19 protein-coding genes are annotated in these 22,950 nt (G+C 48.4%); 1 reads left to right on the top strand and 18 read right to left on the bottom strand.

What is annotated here, in order from left to right:
* Window position 1 precedes the first annotated feature (1 nt).
* The 17 genes from ABEA66_RS24555 to ABEA66_RS24475 all read right to left on the bottom strand — a co-directional run bounded on the left by ABEA66_RS24555 (window position 2) and on the right by ABEA66_RS24475 (window position 20,566).
* Window positions 2–1,498: an alkaline phosphatase family protein gene (locus ABEA66_RS24555; RefSeq protein ID WP_345591639.1), complete on the bottom strand. Its 1,497-nt coding sequence runs from the start codon at window positions 1,496–1,498 to the stop codon at window positions 2–4.
* Window positions 1,499–1,547: 49 nt separating this feature from the next.
* A complete protein-coding gene (locus ABEA66_RS24550) occupies window positions 1,548–2,864 on the bottom strand; it encodes an ABC transporter substrate-binding protein (protein ID WP_345591637.1) in 1,317 nt (438 codons plus the stop codon).
* A 24-nt stretch (window positions 2,865–2,888) separates the two neighbouring features.
* The gene (locus tag ABEA66_RS24545; RefSeq protein ID WP_079908758.1) at window positions 2,889–3,713 is read right to left on the bottom strand and encodes a carbohydrate ABC transporter permease; all 825 of its coding nucleotides are present in this window, start codon (window positions 3,711–3,713) and stop codon (window positions 2,889–2,891) included.
* A complete protein-coding gene (locus tag ABEA66_RS24540; protein ID WP_345591635.1) occupies window positions 3,710–4,621 on the bottom strand; it encodes a carbohydrate ABC transporter permease in 912 nt (303 codons plus the stop codon). Before ABEA66_RS24540 ends, ABEA66_RS24545 begins: the two co-directional genes overlap by 4 nt.
* Window positions 4,622–4,684: 63 nt before the next feature.
* Window positions 4,685–5,548 (bottom strand): phosphoenolpyruvate mutase, encoded by an 864-nt coding sequence (aepX, locus tag ABEA66_RS24535; RefSeq protein ID WP_345591632.1) that lies wholly within the window; start codon window positions 5,546–5,548, stop codon window positions 4,685–4,687.
* Window positions 5,545–6,762: a pyridoxal phosphate-dependent aminotransferase gene (locus ABEA66_RS24530; RefSeq protein ID WP_345591630.1), complete on the bottom strand. Its 1,218-nt coding sequence runs from the start codon at window positions 6,760–6,762 to the stop codon at window positions 5,545–5,547. Before ABEA66_RS24530 ends, aepX begins: the two co-directional genes overlap by 4 nt.
* 181 nt (window positions 6,763–6,943) lie before the next feature.
* Complete coding sequence (locus ABEA66_RS24525) at window positions 6,944–7,732, bottom strand: DeoR/GlpR family DNA-binding transcription regulator (protein ID WP_345591628.1); 789 nt, start codon at window positions 7,730–7,732, stop codon at window positions 6,944–6,946.
* Between the two features lie 216 nt (window positions 7,733–7,948).
* On the bottom strand, window positions 7,949–8,107 hold the full coding sequence (locus ABEA66_RS24520) for a hypothetical protein (RefSeq protein ID WP_345591626.1): 159 nt from the start codon (window positions 8,105–8,107) through the stop codon (window positions 7,949–7,951).
* Between the two features lie 124 nt (window positions 8,108–8,231).
* Entirely contained in the window at window positions 8,232–9,320 is a 1,089-nt protein-coding gene (locus ABEA66_RS24515) for a GerAB/ArcD/ProY family transporter (RefSeq protein ID WP_345591726.1), read from the bottom strand.
* Window positions 9,321–9,336: 16 nt separating this feature from the next.
* Window positions 9,337–9,561: a hypothetical protein gene (locus ABEA66_RS24510; protein ID WP_345591624.1), complete on the bottom strand. Its 225-nt coding sequence runs from the start codon at window positions 9,559–9,561 to the stop codon at window positions 9,337–9,339.
* A 25-nt stretch (window positions 9,562–9,586) separates the two neighbouring features.
* The gene (locus tag ABEA66_RS24505) at window positions 9,587–10,765 is read right to left on the bottom strand and encodes a Ger(x)C family spore germination protein (RefSeq protein WP_345591622.1); all 1,179 of its coding nucleotides are present in this window, start codon (window positions 10,763–10,765) and stop codon (window positions 9,587–9,589) included.
* Between the two features lie 6 nt (window positions 10,766–10,771).
* Complete coding sequence (locus ABEA66_RS24500) at window positions 10,772–12,310, bottom strand: spore germination protein (protein ID WP_345591620.1); 1,539 nt, start codon at window positions 12,308–12,310, stop codon at window positions 10,772–10,774.
* 335 nt (window positions 12,311–12,645) lie between these two features.
* Window positions 12,646–14,406 carry a hypothetical protein gene (locus tag ABEA66_RS24495; protein WP_345591618.1) on the bottom strand — a complete coding sequence of 587 codons (1,761 nt, stop codon included), beginning with the start codon at window positions 14,404–14,406 and terminating at the stop codon, window positions 12,646–12,648.
* A gap of 33 nt (window positions 14,407–14,439) precedes the next feature.
* Entirely contained in the window at window positions 14,440–15,708 is a 1,269-nt protein-coding gene (locus ABEA66_RS24490; protein WP_345591616.1) for an efflux RND transporter periplasmic adaptor subunit, read from the bottom strand.
* A 28-nt stretch (window positions 15,709–15,736) separates the two neighbouring features.
* Window positions 15,737–18,829: an efflux RND transporter permease subunit gene (locus tag ABEA66_RS24485; protein WP_345591614.1), complete on the bottom strand. Its 3,093-nt coding sequence runs from the start codon at window positions 18,827–18,829 to the stop codon at window positions 15,737–15,739.
* Window positions 18,830–18,941: 112 nt separating this feature from the next.
* On the bottom strand, window positions 18,942–19,589 hold the full coding sequence (locus ABEA66_RS24480) for a response regulator (protein WP_079908746.1): 648 nt from the start codon (window positions 19,587–19,589) through the stop codon (window positions 18,942–18,944).
* Window positions 19,586–20,566 carry a sensor histidine kinase gene (locus tag ABEA66_RS24475; RefSeq protein WP_345591610.1) on the bottom strand — a complete coding sequence of 327 codons (981 nt, stop codon included), beginning with the start codon at window positions 20,564–20,566 and terminating at the stop codon, window positions 19,586–19,588. The genes ABEA66_RS24480 and ABEA66_RS24475 overlap by 4 nt, the downstream gene beginning before the upstream one ends.
* A gap of 396 nt (window positions 20,567–20,962) precedes the next feature.
* On the opposite strand from ABEA66_RS24475, the gene ABEA66_RS24470 reads away from it, so the two are divergent.
* The gene (locus ABEA66_RS24470) at window positions 20,963–21,871 is read left to right on the top strand and encodes a helix-turn-helix domain-containing protein (RefSeq protein ID WP_345591608.1); all 909 of its coding nucleotides are present in this window, start codon (window positions 20,963–20,965) and stop codon (window positions 21,869–21,871) included.
* Here ABEA66_RS24470 and ABEA66_RS24465 read toward each other — a convergent pair.
* Window positions 21,849–22,940 carry a Gfo/Idh/MocA family protein gene (locus ABEA66_RS24465; RefSeq protein ID WP_345591606.1) on the bottom strand — a complete coding sequence of 364 codons (1,092 nt, stop codon included), beginning with the start codon at window positions 22,938–22,940 and terminating at the stop codon, window positions 21,849–21,851. The two genes, ABEA66_RS24470 and ABEA66_RS24465, sit on opposite strands and share 23 nt — an antisense overlap.
* Window positions 22,941–22,950: the final 10 nt, after the last annotated feature.

The following is a 22,950-nucleotide window of genomic DNA, read 5'->3' as shown; positions in this document are numbered from 1 at the left end:
CTCATCCTTTCTTTTCCGCTTTTCTTGTATTTTCACAAAAACAATCGATGAGATAATTCGATCCATTCACATCCGCGATCCGAATTCCTTTTGTTCGTTCCGAATCCGCATAGAGGTCCACGTGCTTAACAGTATCGTGCCGCACCGCCTGCTCCTCGCAGCCTTGCAAACCTTCATATAAAACTCTTCCTGAAAAGCCGCTTTCTCCAGTAACTCCAATCAAGTGCAAAACCGTTGGCGCAATGTCAATAATGCCCGCCGGAATATGCGTTACATAGCCCTTTTTGAAGCTGGGACCGATTCCCATGCAAAACGGCTGCATATCTTCATTTCGGATAGAGCCATGGTACGATTTATTCTCCGTTTTGACGTTTAAGTAATGAACAACTCCTTGAACGCCATCCTGATTCACTTCATCGGTCCATGTTGGAACAACGGCTAACAGAGGGGCTCTGTCGTGAGTAATGCTTCCGAGCACCGCGCTCAAAGGCAGCGCATGATTCAGTTGCTGATGAAGCGGTTCTTTCGCCAGCAGCATACCGCACCAGGTTTGGGCAGATAGCCAGTCAGCGAGCGCCTGCAATTCCTCTACTTGATTTTCGTCCCCATAAATAAAAGCGTCTACTGCGATGAAATTCAGTTCTTTTTTCAATTCCTTCCGGGCTTGCTCCAAATAAGGCCCCAGACTGCCGACCATGTTAGCCGTCGAATGTCCGTGATCGCTGATGAGCAATATATCCAATTCATCCTCGAGGCCGAGTCGCGAGATAGCTTCCAAAATCTCGGACAGACATTGGTCCACAAGCCTCTGGGCTTGCTTGGTCTCTTGCGATGCGATGCCGAAATAATGCTGCGTGTCGTCGGGTTCGGGAAGCCACAGCACCATAACGGTATTCTGTTCATCGGGCAGTTGCTGTTCAATGAGCGTCCGAACGGCCCATAAAGTGCGTTCCTTCTTTCGGATCGAGACATCGGATTCGGCAGCGGCAGCGCCTCGTGCGGCATGCAGCTCGCTAAGTTCCGGGACACCATAGTCGGTAGAAGGATTCATGACATGCTGCGGATGATTAAAATTCCAGATCAACGAAGCTCCGGGCGAGCTTCCGGCCGAAACCGTCAACCGCAAGTCCGCTTGAGCTAATCGGTCCCCTAACGTCGGCCGCAAGAGCAACGCTTCCCCTGTTCGTTTCTGAAATTGGAATAATTCTCGATGGTCTCCTGTTTGGAGCAGTCCGTCTTCCGAAAAACCAGGAGCATACATGAGATTGTTCATCAGTCCATGCTCTCCCGGATAGCATCCTGTAGTTAAAGAAGCCATGCATACCCGTGTAAGAGAGGGATATACGGAATAAAAAGATTTGAACACCGTCCCGCTTTTCATTAACTGGCAATACGTAGGCATCGTATCGGCTTTAACCTGATCCGGTCTTAATCCGTCCGTTCCGATAATGAGTACCCGCCGTCCCGAAGGACTCTTCTTTTCAGCTGTTTTTCCCATGGATTTCATTCCTTTTTGTTTTATAGTCATCCGTTTTTTTCGCTATCCTTTATTTCTTCATGATCGCACGTATCTGGGCGGCAGCTTCCTTCATCGATTCTTGGGCCGGAACATTTTGTGCATAGGTTTTACCGATTGCCTTTTGGATTTCTGCTTCGATTTTATCGAAGTCAGGCACGACCGGGAGAGCCTTTCCGTAGGGAAGCTCATCGACAGCCGTTTTAAAGAACGGATTTTGTTCATAAAACTTCACCATTTCAGGCGCTGTAACGGCAGATTTTCGAATCGGCATGTATCCGGTGTGTTGGGTGAAATAAATGGTTTGCTGTTTATCGGTAAGAAACTTGATGAACTTCCAGGCAGCGTCTTGCTTTTCCTTAGGGGCCTTCGCTACAATAGCGAGATTTCCCCCGGAAGACGTAGTTACGGCATACTCTTTAAATTTTGGCACGAAACCGACGCCAAGGTTAAATTTGATACTTTTTTGAATCTCACTCAAGTCGGCTGTCGAGGCCACCAGGAAAGCCACCTTGCCATTTTTAAAATTGACGAGTTCCTGCCCGCTGTCGGTAGTCGTCCCGCCCGTAGGCTGCATCATCGTTTTTGTCTCATAGATCATGTTCCGGTACATCTCCAAACCTTGAACCGCCGGCGCTTGGTCGAGCACAACCTCCTTTTGATCCGGGCTGAAAAGATCACCGCCATTGGACCACATCAACGAGTAGTAGTAGAGGGGCGGCAAATAGGTTGAGAAGCCGAATCGTTCTGTTTTCCCATCCTTAACGACGGTCGCTTTCTTCGCAGCAGCCACCAATTCGTCCCATGTGGACACCGGATGCTCCGGATCAAGCCCGATCTCCTTCACGATATCTTTGTTGTAATACAGGATCGATGTACTCCGATTGAATGGAAGGGTGTAGGTCTTTCCATCGATTAAGGTGTTCTTTACAAAGCTGTCCACAAAATCACCGTAATCAAACTTCGAATCGTTTTGAATATAAGAGTCAAGCGGCAGCAGTGCTTTATTGTAAGCAAAGGTTGGCCAGAATCTCGCGTTCAACTGAACAACATCCGGTACAGCATTGCCCACAATGGCCGTCAATAGCTTCTTGCCTATATTATTGGTAGTCTCCTGAAACACCGCATTGACCTTTACTTCATTCTGCGATTGATTAAATTGTTCAACCAAACTCTTCGTGGCTTCCCCGATCACCCCGCCATTACCATACCAAAACTCAATTTGCACCGGGTTCCCCTGCTTGTTCTGTGATGAGGAGGAAGCTTCTTGTCCGCAGCCTGCAAGTACCGTAACCAAACATGACGTCGCGAGAACACTACTAATGAATTTACGTTTCAATGGTTTCACCTCGTTATTTTAATAGCCTGTCTCTTACTTTAAACCCGTAGTGGCCACGCCTTTGACAATAAACTTCTGCATGGAAATGAACAGTACGGCCAATGGCGCGATAATGACTGTAGCAACGGCCATGACCAGATTCCACTGCGTTCCTCCTTCTGTAATAAATCGCGTCAGTCCTAACTGAACCGTTCGCAAATTTTCATTATTGGTCACAATAAGCGGCCAGAACAATTCATTGTAACTCTTGATAAAGCACAACAATATATACGTCACAACGGCGGCTCCCGACAAAGGGAGCATGAGATGGCGCATGATTCTGGCGTGTCCGCAGCCATCGAGAATGGCGGCTTCCTCCAACTCCTTCGGTACTTGCATAAAGGCTTGCCGCAGCATAAATATGCCAAAGGCGCTCACGCTGAATGGCGCGATCAAGCCCGCATACGTATCCACCCAGCCTAATTGTTTGATCGTCAAGAAATTAGGGATAAACGTAATTTGGTTCGGGATCATCATGGTAGCCAGAACCGAGAGAAAAAGAATGCCACTTCCTTTGAACCGTAGTCTGGCAAAAGCATAAGCCGCCGGGATGATCAGAAGCAGTTGCACTATGATAATGACGCTTGCTGTAAACAGGCTGTTGAATAGATACCGAAGCAGCGGAGCCGACTTCCATATTTCTACGTAGTTTTCCAAACGGAATACTTCCGGGATCAAGGTCGGCGGAAACACGTACACCTGGTCAAAGCTCTTTAATGAAGTGCTCAACAACCAAACAAAAGGAAATAGCATAATGAATGAAAAAAGACTCAAAAAGGCGTATCCGAACCATCGAAATACAAATTGTTGCCATCTCATTGATAGTGCACCCACCTTTTGGAAACCTTCATCTGGATAAATGTAATGAGCAGAAGGATAACAAAAAGTGCTGTCGCAGCTGCAGAAGCATAGCCGATATCAAAAAAATCGAAGGCATGCTGGTAAATGTAATAAATCATCATATTTGTGCTTTCAGCAGGCCCGCCTCGCGTCATCGAATACAGAAGATCAAAATCCTCAAAAGCGCCGATTAATGCGACAATAAGAACAAAAAAGATATATGGAGAGAGCAATGGCATTGTAATATGTTTAAACAACTGCAGCTTTCCTGCTCCATCCATCTTGGCCGCTTCATACAGCGATTCTGCTATGTTCTGCTTGCCGGCAAGCAGCACCACCATGTAGTAGCCAACCACCTTCCATACTTTCGTGATGATTAGTGCAACCATTGCCCACCCCGGCTTTGCCAGCCAGGGGGCAGGAGGAATGGAGAATAAACCGAGCGCCCAGTTGATAAGACCGAAATCCTGGCTGTACATCCAGACCCATAGGGTTCCAATAGCTGCCATGGGTGTAATGTAGGGTAAAAATACGACCGAACGAAACAACCTGACGCCCCGCAGTTTTTCGTCCAGTACAACAGCAAGTACAGTAGCCAGTAAGACTGTAAAGCCGACCGAGAAGACACCAAATATAAACGTGTTTCCAACGACCTTCCAAAATTCGGACGAGGTAAGCATCTTCGTATAATTGCCTGCGAAAATCCAATTAAAATCAGGGGCAATCAGATTCCAATCCGTCAGGCTTAGAAAAAATGTCATACACATCGGATAAAGATGAAATATAAAAAGTAGAACAATAGCCGGAAAAACTAATAAATAAGCAGTTAAGTTCGCATACGCCCATTTGACTATACTTTTATTGCGTTTCACCGATGGCTCGCTCAAACCCCTCTGCCTTCCCAAAACCCTATGATTATCCATATGCACTCCTTTGTATCCATTGATGACTCACAGAATTCGAATAATATTTGGAATTGGCTCGCATTCGGATTCCACTTCGTAAGCTCTTCCTTGCTGCAGGATAGTATGGGCTACCCGGTTCATCGATAGATAAGCGCTGCGCAGCAGATGATTGGCATAAATGACGATATTCACTCCCGCTGACTCCAGCTCCGTCTCCGTCACACTTGAAAATGTGCTGGGTACTACAACGACAGGGATATCCTTGAACTGCAGTTTGAATTCCCGCAGAAAAGCAAAGATTTCATCGGGCTGTTCCTTTTTGCTATGGATTAATATCCCGTCCGCCCCCGCTTGCACATACGCTTCGGCCCGCTGCAAAGCATCCGGCAAACCTTTGTTCAAAATCAAACTTTCAATACGCGCTATCACCATAAAGTCCGAATGAACTTGTGCTTGCTTGCATGCTCTAATTTTGCTTTGAAAATGAGTAATGCTGTCTTGTTGTTGATCGGCCTCCGTTCCGAACAAAGAATTTTTCTTCAAACCAATCTTATCTTCGAGAATGATGGCTGAGACGCCCCATCTTTCCAAGGTCTTGATATGAAATACCAGATGTTCAATTTGACCGCCGGTGTCCCCATCGAGAATAATAGGTTTTGTAGATATTTCCTGAATTTGATGCAAAGTTTCGAGTCGGGAGGTAAAATCAACAAGTTCGATGTCCGGTTTACCTTTAGCAGTGGAATCGCATAAACTGCTTAACCACATGCCATCGTAAGCCTTGGTTTGTCCATTCTCGAGTGTAGCCATCGCCCGATCTACAATTAATCCCGTCAATCCGTTATGCGCCTCTAAAAATCGGAGCAATCGTCCCTCTTGTAACAATGAACGTAGCGATGATGGATTCATTTCGGATCCTCCTCTCCCATTACCAATTGAGACAACGCCGCCTTAATCAATGTAACTGCCTCTTGCAATTGCGTCATAGATGTGGCGTATGAAAGCCGAATAAAACGGGGAGCCTGAAACATTTCCCCTGGCGTCACAACGACGCCGGCTTGATCTAACAAGTATTCGGCAAAGTCCTTGCTGCCGGCGATCGTCCCCTTCTCATAAACAGAACCAAAATACCGGGACACATCTACCATCAAGTAAAATGCGCCTCTTGCATTGGGACATGTCAATCCTCGAATCGATCGAATTTCACGAATCAGATATTGCCTCCGTTCATCAAAAGACTTTGTCATTTCCTTTACCGAGTCACCTTCATCTATCAGTGCAGCAATCGCTGCATATTGACCGATCGAACTTGGATTGGAGGTCGTATAGCTTTGAATGATTGTCATTGCACGAATCACAGGCAGTGGGCCGCAGGCGTAACCGATTCGCCAGCCTGTCATGGAGAACGCCTTGGATAACCCGTTTATCGTAATCGTCAGCGATTTAATTTCCTCACTTAAAGATGCGATCGAAGGAACTTTATCGCCGTAGATTAAATGTTCATAGATTTCATCCGCGATAATGTAAAGATGATGACGAACGGCGATCATGCCAATGGCATACAACGTTTCTCGATTAAGCACCGTTCCGGTCGGATTGTTGGGATTTGTGAGCAAAATAGCTCGCGTCTTGGAAGTTATTTTACTTTCCAGTCGCTCCACGCTTAGTCCGAAATCTTGTTCCGGGTCGGTTTCAACAAACACGGGAGCCGCCCCTGCATGCGCGATCATTTCCGGGTAGCTACCCCAGCAAGGAATCGGCAGAAGAACCTCGTCCCCCTCGTTGCATATCGAGAGCAACGCATTGGCCACTGCCTGTTTGGCCCCAGTGGTGATTATCACTTCCTCCGGGGCATAACTAAGACCGTTGTCCCGCTTGAGTTTTTCACAGACTGCTTGCCGAACTTCATATGTACCCTGCACCGGGGTATATTTCGTTACGCCTTTAATTATTGCTTCTATACCTGCATGAGCGATATGGACCGGTGTGGAAAAATCTGGTTCGCCCACGTTAAGAGCTATGAGCTTGCGTCCCGATCTGCGGAGCGCTTCGACTTTATCCCTTAATTCCGCTCCGATGTAAGGATTTAACGCACTGACACGATGACTAAGTTGGTATTTCAACGTTGTTGCCCCTTTCGTTTCATGTTGTTTTTACAAATAAATCTTATCATACGAATGTAATACAAGCGTAAAAACAACGTAAATATATTGTAAATTATATAAAAACAAATATATTACAAAATAAAAACAACACGCCATTTGTTTCCAAACGACGTGTTGTTTTATCTCAAATCACTTGAATTTAGGTAGAAACCCATTTTAATGTGGATAATTCGATGTATGATTTCCATTCTTCAGGCAAATCCGTATCCGTAATAATGATGTCCACTTCATGTAAATTTGCTACTTTATATAGATGTTTGACTCCTATTTTAGATGCATCCGCTACCAGCACCTTCTTTTGGCTTTGTGCCAACAAAATTTTCATCATTACTGCGCTCTCACTTTGAAACGTACTGATATTTTCAAGAGTAAAGCCTCCACAAGAAAAAAAAGCTTTATTTACAGTAATGTCCCTTAACATGTCTTGAGCGAGTACACCCGACATCCCCATCGAAGAAACTTGAAGCTCCCCGCCAATCTGAATCACTCGCCCGTCAAATTCTCCATTTCGTTTATATTGAGCAAATTCAAAAATGATCGGAACGGAATTGCTGACTACCGTAAGCTCCTTCTTGTCTCTTAAAAATGATGGCATTTGGGCGATGGTGCTCCCTGCCTGGAGAAATATAATATCGTTGTCCTCCACCCATTTGGCTGCCTCGGCTGCTAGTTTTCTTTTGACCTCCAGATTAAGCGACTCCCGATCGTTATATGCCCATTCCAGCTTTTGATGGCTCGTTTTGATCGCACCGCCAAATATTTTTTTTAATTTATTCTGACTCTCCAGCTTGTCCATGTCTCGACGAATGGTCTCAGTTGTCACGCCGAATTTTTCAGCAAGCTCTTTTACATAGACTTTGTCGTGTTCTTCTAGTTCCTTTAAGATCTCTTTCCTTCTTTTCTCTACATCGCTATAGGAAGAATGCATCCTTACCCTCCACACTTTGTATGTCATTCCATTACATTTATCTTAATCGAATCACACCGAAGAATCCACGGGAAATAACATCATTTACAATTTAATTACAACGTAATATCGTTCATTTCATAAATTCACTTGGAACTTACAACATAAAAACCACATAGAAGATTCTTCATATGTAGTACCTCAACACTGAACTTTCCTTTTGGGCCATAATCGTTTTTAGATACTTTGTAACCAGTCTCCCTTTGCAACCAGTTGTACCTTACCGCCAATCTGGATATCATAGGTCCCATTTGTTAATTTGGCGGCAATATTCACATTTGACTGATTTCCCTGATATTTTTCTTCAGCAAAAACGTCTACAATATAAAAATCCATGCTTTCCCTCACGTTCCATGTGTTCCCCTTAAGGCCAAAGGTGAACATCAGCTTTTTGGAATATTATACGAAACCTTTGTAATTTTTTCCCATATGGTTGTTCTATGACGACATAGTTCATATTTTAATTTTGGAGAATTTTAACCCGAATCCATGCCGTTACGAATAGGAGCAGGCCGAGAGCAACATAGAAGAAATCGAACACGACTTGACTCGTTCCCAAGTAGGTCTCGAAAACGTCTACACTGGAAGGTCCCCACATGCTGATTGCGAGAATAAAAAAGCCGATCGGGAAAACCAGTGCCCGGTATTGTTTGAGCCCGAGCCATTGGGCCACCCCCAACGATGCAGTATACAAATAGGAGGTCAATTGAACGAACGTACCGAGAAGCCAAACAGCCAACATTAAAGCATCAATATGCTGGAAGAATTCCCCAACCCCAATATAGCGAACAACCTCAATGAACGGATAATTCAACGTATGAGCATGCTTGCCGAACAGTAAAACCGATACAAGCCCAGAGACGGACAGCGTAACCATGAGTCCAAACCAGGTTATTATTACGTACCTCGTCGTTTTCCTCTGATCTGACACAAAAGGAAAGTACAATCCAAGCATCAAATAGCCGGAGAACCAGCTTAAGGGGATGATGGCCCCCTTAGCGGAAGGAGCGATCCCTTTACCCATAATCGGCAAAATACGATTTGCGTCCCAATCGGGAACCGATAAGACGACTAGCAGCCCGAACACCAAGAACGTGATCGGCAGGAACAGCTGCGCCAACCGACCCAACACCTCCACGCCCCCCCTGACCGCGAAGGACACAAGAAGCAGCATCCCCCCTATAGCAACAACAGCCGGCGTTTTTTGCAAAAAGGCGACAGAAATGAAGTCGCCATACTCTCTTAAGACGACAGAAGTCAAATTGACACCGTAAATGATCACAGTAAGGCCCGCCGCTTTGCCTAACCACGAACCAAGTATACGCCCGCTGTACTGTATGATGGTTTCCGTCGGAAACATACGGCTAAGCCAAAGCATCGCAAGCACGAAGAGCAAACCGATCAAATGAGCCCAGATCGGAGATAGCCACAGATCTCGTCCGGCTTCCTCCCCCGTTATCCTCGGAATAAAAAGGATTCCATCGTAAGCGGCGACCGCATAAAAAAGAAGCCCTAGCTGTGATGCGGAAATTTTCCCTCCCTCTACCATCAGCAAACCTCTCCCCTCACTTTAACCCGCTGGCTAGCGGTTTGAGTATATTGTTGAATAGCTCGATCGGTCCGGGCATATTCGGAAAAACAAGGACTAGCACGGCTACAAGCCAGCCGGCGGCAGCGATGGCAATTAAGGCCGCTCGTTCCCTCTTGCAATCGAATTCGAGACCGCGCCATTCGGCCCAAACCATCAACGCGGTTACGCACGTTACCCCAGTTAAGTTCAACCAAGTCACTGGCTCTCACACCTCTTATTGCGGTTCATCCGGTGGGCTCGTTGTACATCCCGATATGTCGAACGTTCACCTTGACCTCCACTTTGACTTGCATAGAAGGAAAAATCATGTCCCAGCGGTCTTGCAATTGTTGCCATTCTCCAGGATAACGGCGATTAATCACTTCGCCGAAACCGAAAATGTCAGCCCCCATCTCTTGGGATTGCTTAATTGCGGTCTCTACATTGCGTCGTATGTCGTCGGATGCCGATTTTTCGACTTGACGGATGAAATTCGGATCAGACGTTTTAAAGCGAGTTGTATTTTGAACGACGTTCACCTCGGCTTCAATCCCGACCTCAATTCTTGGCATTCCCTCCTGCAGTTCAGTAACGAGCTGGGTGCTGGATGAAAGAATGCCAATTGATATGAGTGACGAAATGGGCTTCCTCATCTTCACGGTCTCGACATCACCTTTAACTTGATGAAGTATCCACTTCGCTCCCGAGAACGAATCCCCTTGGATCACTCCAGCCATACGCTCGCGGGAAAATACGGCATAACCTTTCACATAGGGTATACTTTTGTTACCCTCCTGTGTGATATCGAGGTATGGCAGCATTGCCGATTGCGTATTTTTACCAAGCCCTTGCACCAAGAGGTTAAGCGTTATCGACCGATGGAAGACGCGATCAGCTTCACCACCCAGAAAGTCCGCTTTTGTTTGTTCGAGTGGAGAGGCAGAAGCGAGAAAATCGCTCACGGCCCCCTTGCAGACGAACGGCTGCACCCTCAGGCGAATATTATTATCGCGCACGATATAATCCAACTGTTCCCGAAAACGATCGCGGGACAACGCTTCCCCTACGACCAACAGCTCCAGTTGCCCCCAATAGATGGCGCGAGATAGCTTGCGTTGCAGCTTGGAGACTGCGTCAGCAACCGTAGCTCCTGAAGCGGACCAGATTAAAGTTGGACCGCTTTCTTTAGAAGCGTTGCCGCTTATCTGTGTCTTGCCGCCTTCCTGCTTAGGCACGACGATCTCCACTGTCAACTCGATCTCCCCGTTGTCTTTCCGGTCTATCCCGGCGATCGTTACGATCGCCAGATCGTTCACTTCCTTTCGGTCCCAGCAGCCAGTCGACAATAGCAAAGCTGTCACCACCATCGCGAATGTAAGCCATTTGCAGGCACATATCCAGGAAGATGCCCATTTACTCACCATATTCCTTTAGCTTCTGCCTCCTTTACCGGGCTCCGGTTTCTGTCCCCGGGCGAGTCGCCGGCGGCTTCGCATACTCGAAAAACCGGGACGCATCGTCATTTTCCACCTTGGAGCCCGAATCGCTGTGTCCTTCATTTCACTTGCCTCAAATGGCGCAAACGGAGATAAATAAGGGACGCCGTAGGAACGAAGCATACACAAATGGATGGCAACAGCAATAATTCCGAACATAACTCCAAGCATGCCTAGCGTCCCTCCTAACACGATCAGCGGCAGCCGCAAAAGGCGTATGGCGAGCTCCAACGAATAATGGGGAGCCGTAAATCCCGCAATACCCGTGAACGCGATGATGATGACAATCGGCGCCGACACGAGCCCCGCCGATACTGCAGCTTCTCCAACAACAAGCGCGCCGACAATCGTAACGGCCGAACCGATCTGCCGCGGAAGGCGAAGCCCAGCTTCTCGCAGCACCTCGAATGCGAGCTGCATCATCATCACCTCCACGAACGTTGGAAACGGAATTGCCTCACGTGCGGAGGCAATGCTGGTCAATAATTTGCCCGGTACCATTTCATGATGAAAATTCAAAATCGCGACGTACATCGCCGGAAGAATCATGGAAATGAGCAACGTTATGTAGCGTAAACAGCGCAGAACGCTGGTGTATAACGCTCGGTTGTAATAATCGTCCGCAGCCTGTAGAAGTGTCGCAAGTGTCGCGGGTACGATCAGCACATCGGGCGTACCGTCAACCAGCAGAACGATACGGCCTTCGAGCAAACTAGCAGCCGCTATATCGACCCGTTCTGTAAATTGCTGTTGAGGAAACGGCGAGAACGGGCTGTCTTCCGTCAGTTCTTCGATGTATCCGGATTCCAGTACACCGTCCAGATCAATACGTTCGAGTCGATTTTGCACCTCTTGCAGCAAGGAAGACTTAGCCAGGTCATCCATATAAGCGATATAGACTTCCGTCCCTGTATAGCGGCCGATCTTTTGCGATTTGAGCTTTAGCTTGACGCTCTGGATTTTGCGCCGCAACAGCGACAGATTGGTCTCAATCGATTCAGTAAAACCTTCTCGCGGCCCCCGAAGCGACGGTTCGGTCTTCGGCTCTTCTACGCTGCGCTTGTCCCATTGGGGAATTCCAAGCAGTAAAGCACCGGTGCAACCGTCAATCAGAAGCACGGGATACCCTTTGATTAATTGTCCCGCGCATTCCTCAACGGTCGAAGCCTCATCGGCGGACACGACGTGCAAAAGTCTGTGCTTAACCGTTTGCAAATCGGCACACACCACGTCCTGGGATTGCATAAGCGGCTTTAGTACACTGTTGTCAATCTCCTGCTTGTCCGACATGCCGGGGATGCTGACAAGCTCCGCCCTAACCCTTCCGGCTATCAAGAAGGAGCGGAACGAAACATCGTCGGCTTCACCCAATACCTGTTTGAGTGCCTCAACATTACGGTCCAATTCCGGACCCAATGCCGTGTGATCATCGGATTCGAAGCTGACGTTACGGGTAGAATTTCGTGTCCGCATAGCACTCTCCTTGCCAATCGATTCCTTTACTGGCCGTTTCATCTTGTTAACGCACCATTATTTTATCCATATAACGGCTTTTCATTCCAACTTCAGCCAGTAACACCCGTACCCCATCACAGGCTGCCAATCATTTTTGTTCTTTCCATTTGTTTCGCACGGTACAATATATCAAATAATAATTGGAGGGAAGTAGGATGGGAATTGATGAGATTATTAGTGTAGTTCCTTATGAAGAGAACATACGATGAAATCTACATTTTCCTCTAAATAAAAGAACCTTCCGGCATAACAGGAAGGTTCTTTGGCAGGCCCGCTTTCACTTTAAGGGCAGGCTATTGTTGAAAACTCTTGACCAGACGTTCAGCTTCGCCGTTCGGCGTCGTAATGACTTCGTACATATTCACGGTTATTGGAGACGAGAATTCGTCGGATTGGATGCTGTTCGAATTGATCGTCTGTTTGCCGCTGATCAATTTTTTGGGACCCGTGAAGGAAGCGTCCGTCCTGCCGACAATCCGGCCCGCAGGATCGACGATTTCGAATCGCAGCATCGGGAAATTCGTATCGACAACGACATTCTCCTTCTGTTTGATATCCATATCAACATTAATCTTGTACGTATAGGTAATAGGATTACCGGCCATGGTCGAGTAGCTGACGCTATAATCATTCAGTTTAATATCATACGGATACATGGAGAACGTATCCCCGCCCTCTTCCTGCTGCGCCCCCGTCCGAATCGAAGCGACAGTTGTCTTGTAAGGAGCTGCCGTAATCGGATCAAGAAGCTTTAATTGGAATTGATCGCCGCTCTCGGAACGAGGCAGATGAAAGGAGTAGGCTGCAATGTAGCTTAATCCAGGTTCCAGTGTTGGAGATACGTTCGTTTGACGCACACCTGTGAAGGTTAAGCTGTTGCTATCGGCCAATTCAGCTTGAAGCTCCGGCATAGAGACGGGAGAACTGCCGTTATTCGTAAATTTGAGCTTGGCAATGGCCGTTTTGTACCCGGATTCCGGGTTTTCGTGCAAATGGAGCTCCACCAGCGAAACTTCGGTTTGTTTATCAATCACCTTAGTTAAGGAATCGAAAGGGATGGGGGTACCCATCGTATACGACGCCGCAGGACTTTTCATTTGATCCGCAGTCGGCCAAGCTATGGCCGCTTTTCCTGTGGAAATGGGCACTTCCTGATTCCCCGTTTTGGAAATAAACGCATCTGTTGAAACCACGAGCAGATCCGTCATGGCTGCATCCTGATCAACCGGGATGGAAAAATGAATATATGCTTTTTCGCCTGCCTCCAACGAAACCGGATCGTTTTCTGAACGTTTGCCTTCGTACGTTTTTTGGCCGGATCGCGCGTCGATCCGAAATGATGGGATCATTTGCCGGCCTGCACTCGGATTTTCGGCCAATAAAGTGACCAGAAGGACTGGCCCGGCCGCCGTGCTTTGCTTGGAAGCTTCAGCCGATGCCGCAGGACCTGCGCTTGCGCTTTGTTTGGAAACTTCGGCGGGCGTGTACACCAGATCCGAATTGACTCCCGGGATGCTGAAAGGCTGGCCCCATGGGAGCGAAACCATCTGATTCGTTCCGTTATTCCCGTACCATACCGACGTTGCGGGCATGGAGAGCAGCGTGGTTTCTTGCTTCGGATACGTATAAACATCGGTATGAACAAACGATAGCTGGTCAATACTGGTAATCTCTTTACTCTCCACCATCGCCATATACACCAATTCGCTAATTTCCTTAGGCTGCAAAGCCGTCTTGTTATTTGCACTCGGGACAAGCTTGTACTCTACACCGCTCGTCGTTCGCACGCGGAGCTCATGCTCCGGCACCCGGTTCTGAGCAGCCCCTCCGTTATACAGACGCACTGTTGCCGCAATTTGCGATCCCGATACCGTAGGAATGACGGAAACATTCTTGATTGCGGCACGAATGTCGTCCGTTAACCCATAGTTGCTACTTGGCGCCGATACAGCCGGTTCCGGGGCCAAAGCCGCAAGAGCCGGGACGCTTGACTGAATCATCGCTGCGCTTAGCAGCATGGCTGTAAGACTCGTTTTCCACGTTTTGTTCTTCATGATCTACCGCTCCTTCTTGATGATGTTCCATGCTTATTTGGCATTCGTTGCCGGTGCCGCAGGTTCAGCCTGTTGGCCGTCCTTGAGCGTATGCTGTCCGGTTACAACGAGCTGCTCGCCGTCTTTAACACCGGTCAGCACCTCCTGATACTCCCCGTTAATACGCCCAAGCGAAACTTTACGCTTCTGATACTGATTGCCTTGCTGCACAAAAACGTAGGCGTCGGAGTCTTCACGGATCACGCTTAACGTAGGCACGGCAATAACTTGCTCTTCCGCTTCCGTCGTAAGCTGAACCATGAATCTTTTGCCTGGTTGAAGCTGCCGGTTTGTGTTCGGAATCTCCAGCTCCAGAGAGTACGTCTTGGTCGCCGCGCTCATAATGGGCGCCAAATAGCTGATTTTGGCCGTTCCTTTGACCGAGGGAGTATCGGGGTCATAATATACAAGCTCCTGCTTCCCTCTAACCAGCTGAACATTGTTTTCCGACAATTCGGCCGTCACTTTGATCGGATCGATCTGCTGGACTTGGCCTATTTTCCCTGAGGAAGACGATACCACTTGGCCCGCCACAACATTAAAATCGGTTAAAACACCGCTTCCGGGCGCTTCCACACTGTAATTCTCTAGGGACATAGCAGCCTCATCGAGAGTCAGCTGCGCTGTTTGAAGCTGAGTTTCGTAGGACGCCAACGAATTGGAATTATCATTGGCGTTCAGCTTGTTCTGGGCGGATTGCAAATTCATCGCCGCATTATCCACCGCTTGCTTCGCTTGATCGACCTCGTGCTGCGTGATGACACCCGAGTCGAAATCGTTGCGCAGCTTATTGTAATCCTGCTGCGCATTTTGCAAAGCGGTCTGTGCGCGAGTAACCTCATCCTGCAAGCTTTGATGATTGATGGCTTTGTCGTCCTTTGCTTTCTTTAATGCTTCCTGCGCATTTTGAAGCGCAACCTCGCTTTTCCTTTTGGAGATTTCGGCTTCCTTGCTGTCGATGACAAACAGCACGTCTCCTTTTTCAACGTAATCTCCGCGCTTCTTCAGAACGTTCATAACTTCCCCGTTCGCTTTGGCGACAACATCCAGCGTCGTTCCCGCCTTAACTTCCGCTACTTGCTCTATAGGCGCGCCTATCGTCTGTTTCTTGATCAGCTCCGTCTTGACCGGTCTTGGCTCCAGTTGCACGGTTGCCGGACCTGCGCCTGCGGAACAGCCTGACGTCGCGATGACCGCTGCAATGAACATTAGTAATAAAACCGCTCTTTTTTTCCCTTTTCTCCCCCGACTAGCCTTCTTCATCGGAAAACCTCCTCAGTATCTCTATCTATTATGCTTGGAGTTCATTGCTTGTCTGCCGCTTTAATTTCCTTGCGAATCCAAGCTTCATATGCTCGATCAGCTCGTAGACAATCGGAACGACAACCAGTGTCAACACCGTAGATGTCAGCAAGCCTCCGATAACTACAATGCCGAGTCCTTTGCCGATCAGAACCCCTTCACCTGAAAATCCCAGCGCAAGCGGAAGCAGCGCGACAATCGTCGCTCCGGCGGTCATTATGATGGGACGCAGCCGCACCTTGCCGGCTTGGACTAACGCATCGCGGACTATAAAGCCTTCTTCCCGTAGCTGCTGCGTTCTATCTATCAAGACAATGGCATTGGTGACCACAATTCCGATAAGCATCAGAAATCCTATCATGGAGGTGGCATTAAGCGGTTCACCTGTAAGGAATAGACCCAGCAGTCCGCCGATAGCGGCAAGCGGAAGCGAGAACAGGATGGCGAACGGTGCGGTCGCATTGCCAAAGGCCAGAACCATGATCAAGTAAACAATAAGCACGGCTGCAGCCATGGCAACGAACAATTGGGAGAAGCTTTCGTTAATATCGTCCGTTATCCCGCCGGCTTTCGGCGTTACCCCATCGGGAAGCTCCAGCTCCTTCAGGGCTTGCCCGACTTTGCCGCTGATGCCGCCTTTATCTTGTCCGGTAATTTTGGCGGTCACTTTGACAAGCTGCTGCTGACCTTCGCGCGTCAATGAGGCGGCTCCTTTGATTTCATTCACTTTAGCGACCTCTTTCAATAAAACAACCGAGCCGTTATCGCTCTTTAACGGAATGTTGCCCAGCTTTTCGAGCGTATCTTTGTCTGATTTATCCATAGACACCTTGGCGGCATAGACGATATTGTCAAATTTCAAGTCGCCCAGCTTCTGCTCCTGGATCCACGCGCGCGCGGTGTCTCTCACGGTTGCGGGATTTAAGCCGAACGCTCTGGCTTTGCTCTGGTCAACGGCAATCTCGATCTCCGTCTTGGCGTCGCTGAGATTGTCCTCCACTTCCGTAAGCTCAGGTATCGTGTTAAGCTTGGCTTTTACCATCGCCGCCGCTTTCTCTAATTGAAGCTGGTCCTCCCCTTGCAGGCTGTACTCAAAGTCGGGCGATGTCCCCATGCTTCCTCCCATCGATTTAGGCTCTACTTCAGAGCCGGCAGGCAGCTCGGAGAGGATGAAAGCTTTGACCTGATCCTTCACTTTGTCAGCATCAACCTTATCGTTCAATTCAACGAAAATTTGCGACGCGTAAGGAGTTCGTTCTTTATCATCGCCGGCGTACCCTACCAACGCTTCGACGAAGGTAAACACCGGTTCACCGTTGGAATCTTTTTTATCCGACAAGATCGTTTCAAGCTCTTTGGTCTTGGCGTCAGTTGATTCATACGAGGTTTCATAAGGCATCTTGATTTGGAAGTACATCGTTTGGGACGTTTTTGCACTCGGCATCAGCGATACCGATAGTGAAGGAACGGTAACGACAATCGTAGCCACAAACACGATACCTGATAGAAGCAGCATCTTGATACGATGCTTCAAGCTCCAGATGAGCGCCTTCTCGTAGAACTCGGTCAAACCGGATGGCTTGGAATCGTCATGATGCGCCTTCGGCGGTTTCCCCCGCAGTACCAGAATCTTGGCCAGCATAGGGATCACCGTTAAAGCAACAAGCAAGGAAGCCAATAGGGAACAGACGATCGTTATTGCGAACGGCTTGATAAATTCTCCAATAAAGCCGGATACCAGCGCCAACGGAACGAACACGCCCGCGGTCGCCAACGTCGAAGACGTGATGGCGGACGATACTTCTTTGGTGGCCAAGGCAATGACGGATTCATTCCGCTCATGAGCTTTTTCCAGCTTGGCATAAATGTTCTCGATGACGACGATTGAATCGTCGACGACCCGTCCTATGGCCATAAATATTCCGCCCAGCGACATCGTATTGAGCGTGATTCCCAGCTCATACATGCACAGCAAGGTAATCAATATGGACAGCGGCAGCGATACGAGAACGATTAGGGTCATCCGGACATTACGTAAAAATAACAAAATCATGACCGCTGCCAAAATGGCTCCTACTATACCTTCACGAATCAAGCCATCTATCGAATGCTTGATTTCATCCGCGCTGTCAAACGTATTTTTGAACGTAATATTCGGCAGCGTGGTTTGCCATTCTTGAAGCTTGTTATGAATGGCATCGGAGAAATCCACCGCATTCGCGCTGCTAGCTTTATATAAAATCATGGCAATAGCAGGCTGCCCGTCCAGTCTTCCTTTAAATTTCGATTCGGAGATAGCCTTGACTTTCGCCAATTGATTAAGAGTAACGATACTTCCCTTTGGAGTTGTTATTTCCATTCGTTCCAGGTCATACAGACTTTGGAGATCGCCTGTGACCCGGGTCATTTTGCTGTTTCCGCTAATCTCCACGCTGCCGATCGGGCTCTTGGTTGCAGCCGCATTAATGGCATTGCTGACTTGCGACGGGGACAGACCGTAGAAATCCAGCGCGCCCGCATCCAGTTGAATATCCAGCGATGTCTCGCGGTTGCCGATGAAATCGATATGGTCGACTCCCTTAATCCCTTCCAGGCCTGGCTTGATGATGTCTTTAAAATCTTTATCCAGCTCGCTCTGGCTCATCCCGCTGCCGGCATAAGCAACCAGATAGTTGGATGGGGATGATGCCGCCCCGAAGGTTGAGGCTTTGGGCGTGCCCGCACTTTGCGGCAATGTCACTTCGGCCAATAAATCCTGGACGTCCGTCTTTTTCTTGTCCATATCCACTCCCTGTTTGAACATGAGAATGATCGTGGAATAATTATCGCTGGATGTCGAGGACATGGAATCCAGATCCTCCACATTCGCCAGTTTCTTTTCGATCGGATCGGTAATCTCATCCATTACATCCTTCGGAGACCCCGTATACGTTGTCGTTATAACCAATACCGGAAACGACACATCGGGCATGTTTTCTACCTTCAGCTTGGTCGTTGAATAAAAACCGCCCACAAAAAGCATGATTACAATGATGAATAACGCCGAGACGTTTTTCATAGAAAAACGCGTTAATTGATTCATTCCTGCACTCCTTTCATGACCTTCGATTCATTCAATCTGCCTCCTCATCTTATAGGTTTTGAGCACAAAAAAAATCGTACCTAAGGGCAGACGCCTTATGTACGATCGGGCATTAAAGGTGCAGAATTCCACGCTCCACGGCAACCGCTACAGCTTCGGAACGGGAATCTACGCCAAGCTTGTTATAAATATTCGTCAGATGCGCCTTGACGGTCCGTTCGGAAATCCCCATGTCGAACGCGATCTCTTTGCTTCGAAAGCCCCGTGCGACGGCCTGAAGGATGATCAGCTCCTTTTCGGACATCATCGGTTTTTCAGGTTTGGAGACAGGAGTCATGTCCTGCTCCTTCATGGCAAATACTCTAGCCGTAATTTCCGGTTGAAGCAGCGTCTCTCCTCTTATGGCCGATTCAAGCGTTCGAAACAAATGGTCGCGGCCGGTATCCTTCAATAAGTACCCCTTAGCTCCCAACGCCAGCCCCCTTATCATCAGCTCATCCTCGTTATAGGTGGTAAGAATAATGACAGGAACGTCATACTGTCTTTCTTTTAACACCTGCATCGTTTCCAGACCGCTCATTTTGGGCATATTCAAATCCATCAGGATCACGTCGGGCCGCAGCTCTTCCAACAAACGTAATGCCACCTCTCCGTTCTCCGCTTCCCCGATGACCTGAAATTGATCATTGGTTTCCAGTATTAGCTTGAGTCCTTCTCTAACGACAAAATGATCATCCACGATCAGCACTTGATGCTTCATGACAAATCTCCTTTCCTAAGCGGAGCCTTGACCTCAATGTGAGTGCCTTCAGTCCCGCTGCTGATATCCAACGTTCCTCCTATTAATCGGGTGCGCTCCATCATCCCCAGTAAACCATAGTGACTAGGTTGTTTACCAATTGTATGGGTGTTAAATCCGATGCCGTTATCCCGGATCCCGATCAGAAGGGAATCGCTGCTAGTGATTACTTCGATCCAGGCTCGTTCGGCTTGCGCATGCCGTGCTATATTGGTCAATCCCTCACTTACGAGATGCAGCCCGTGTTCCATGATGAGACCGGATAATGGAGCTTGAATTTTTATGTCCGAGGTCACATGGATGCCTGTAGCATTTGTGAAACGCTGGATTTCTTCGCGGACGGCTTCGGCAAAATCCGTTTCCGCTGCAGGCTTGGAGCGCAGATCGTCGATGGCTCCTCTGGCATCGCCCAGTGTTCTTCTTGCTTGTGCCATAGACTGTGTCACGATGTCCTGAGCCCTTCGTATATTGTTGTTCGACAAATGGGCATCTACCGCCTCTAACTGCATAATGAGCCCTGCCAGGCCTTGCGCCAACGTATCGTGCAGATCTCTTGCCATTCTTTGGCGTTCGTTGGCCAAGGTCAGCTCCTCTACTTTCCGGTGGGTATGCTCCAGCTCTCGAAGAAACGTTTGCGTTCGAATTCGGGCGTGCACCTGTTGAAAAAACAACGTGGCATAGGCAACGGTAATAATCGTATACAGGATTAAAAAGCATAAAAATAGCAGCGGATAGTTTGTTTCTTTAATATAAACGAAAGCGGAATAATACAAAATGTATACGAACAGGCATACAAAAAATACTTTCGTCACGTTGTAATAAACTCCAACACTCTGACCGATCAATATCGGGAATAAGCCAATGAGAACGGCTTCAAAGCCGCTCGGCACAACGTAACCGCACGCCAGGATCAAGAATCCTTGGATAACAAAATACATCCACGCTCTCTTAGTTACAAGCTGGCTTGAAAACCAATACAAACCCGCATGAAGGCACATGAGTCCTGTAAAAAGAAGCATTTGGGTCAGTAACGGAGCGGATGTTACTTCTAAAATGATCGCTGTGAGATAGACCAGGCTAAGCCAAATCAGAATGGGGCCCCTTGAAACGGATAATTGCTCATGGCTTGGGCCAGATTCCATTGTATCACCTCTTTCTATAGTCTCATTATAGTATTATTTTCCCCTTAATACTTGTACTTTAGTGCATGCCCGTAGGTACAGTCCTTCGGAAATACAAACAAAAGCCGAATCCCGGATAGGTTTCGGCTTTCGCTGCTCCTTGCCTACTCCCCTTTATTTTTGTAAGCTAAAAAGGGATAAGGAGTGAAGGATATGTCTTATATAGAATCTCTCGACTTGAATGAGCTTAAGCTTTATTTTGCCTACAAAAGACAAAGCACGGAAATCGAGCCGTTTCGAGGCACGTTCCATGCCCATCAAGGCATTGAAATATTGATCGTCCATGAAGGGAAAGGAACGCTGATCGTCGATCAAAAAAGCTACGAAGTCACCTCGGGCACGCTTTGTCTCTTTCAGCCTTATCAACTGCATCATATCCAAATGGAAGTTACCCGGCAGACACCTTTCATTCGCTCCATCATTCAGTTTGAGCCTTCGCTCTATGAAGCTTATTTCGAGAAATGGCCCGGCCTGGCGGCTTTTTTCAGACATATTCATACTAGCAAGCTGCCATATCCGTGCCTGTATCATCTTGAACCGTCGATGCAGTTTCACTCACTGCTGCAAAGCATGGAGCACAGACTGCCCGCTTTAAACAAAAAAGATGCGCTCGAAGAATACTCCTTATTTCTCATCTCGTTCTTCCGCGAATTCAAGCCGCTTTGGGAGCAAAAAAGCAAGGGCCAGATCAGCAAGAGCGTAACGCGAAAACCCCACCAAGCCGAGCGAATTCTCGCCTGGCTGGAGGGGCATTATACCGAACCGCTTCGTCTGGAGAAGATGGCGGGAGAGCTGCATCTGTCTCCGCACCATCTATCCCACTTGTTCAAGGAGTGCACAGGCTCCAGCATTTCCGACTACGTGATCGCGAGGCGGATGCAGCAGGCCGTGAAGCTGCTTATCTCCACCGATCAATCCGTAGCGTACATCGGGGAATCCGTCGGGATGCCCAACTGCTCCTTTTTTTGCAAAACATTTAAGAAACAGCTGGGAGTCACACCGCATCAATACCGGAAGCAGTGGCAAAACCAATCCGTCTTTACGACAACTCCCGACTTTTAATAATATCGATCGCATCGCGTTGGGCAATCAGGCACAGCTCCGCCGCTTTGAAGGCATGCTCCTGCGTCATGGCCGTCTCCGTGCGGTTGAGGCAATCCAGGATCAGCTGTCCGAAGTAAGGGAAGCCGACTTTTCCGTTTACGGCAAAATGATGCTCCCCCTCTTGATTCACCAAATAGACGTGGTCGCTTGTCTGATCGCGGGCGATATCCACATATTTGCGAAGCTCGATGTATCCATCCGTACCGAGGATCGTCAAGCGCCCGTCCCCCCAGGTGCTTAACCCGTCGGGCGTCAACCAATCGACGCGAAAATAACCAGTCGCCCCGTTATCTCCGATCAACGTCGCATCGCCAAAATCTTCAAAGTTGGGGTACTGAGGGTAATGATAATTAGCGACCTTGCTGTGAACAACCTTGGCATCCTTCGCGCCTGTGAAATAAAGGAACTGCTCGATTTGATGGCTGCCGATATCGCACAGAATACCGCCGAACTTCTCCTTCTCAAAGAACCAGTCCGGTCTGCTGCCGGCGTTGAACCGGTGCGGCCCCAAGCCAATCACCTGAAGGACACGGCCGATAGCCCCTTGCTGGATAAGCTGCCCAGCATAAACCGCGCTTTCCACATGCAAACGCTCGCTGTAATAGACCGCATATTTACGTCCGGTCTCGGCCGTCTTCTTCCTGGCCGCCTCCAGCTGCTCCAGTGTCGTGAAAGGCGCTTTGTCCGTGAAATAATCTTTGCCATGATCCATGACGCGAAGCCCGAGAGGCCCGCGGTCCGAAGGAATGGCGGCTGCAGCGACCAGCTTGACCTCATCATCCTGCAAAATCTCCTCCAGCGAGCGGGCCGCACGCACTTCCGGATAAGCGTTCACGAATGCCTCCACTTTCGCCGGATCCGGGTCATACACCCATTTTAACTGGCCGCCCGCTTCCCTCAATCCGTTGCACATGCCGTATATATGTCCATGGTCCAGTGCCGCCGCAGCGAAGATGAACTCTCCGGGCCCGCAGACCGCATTAAAATTGCCTTTCGGCGCGTAATTCATTCCGTCACTCTTTTGCATGTTCTATAGA

This window comes from Paenibacillus vulneris, assembly GCF_039543185.1.
Classification (GTDB): Bacteria; Bacillota; Bacilli; order Paenibacillales; family NBRC-103111; genus Paenibacillus_S; species Paenibacillus_S vulneris.
This window is presented reverse-complemented; position numbering and strand designations above follow the sequence as displayed.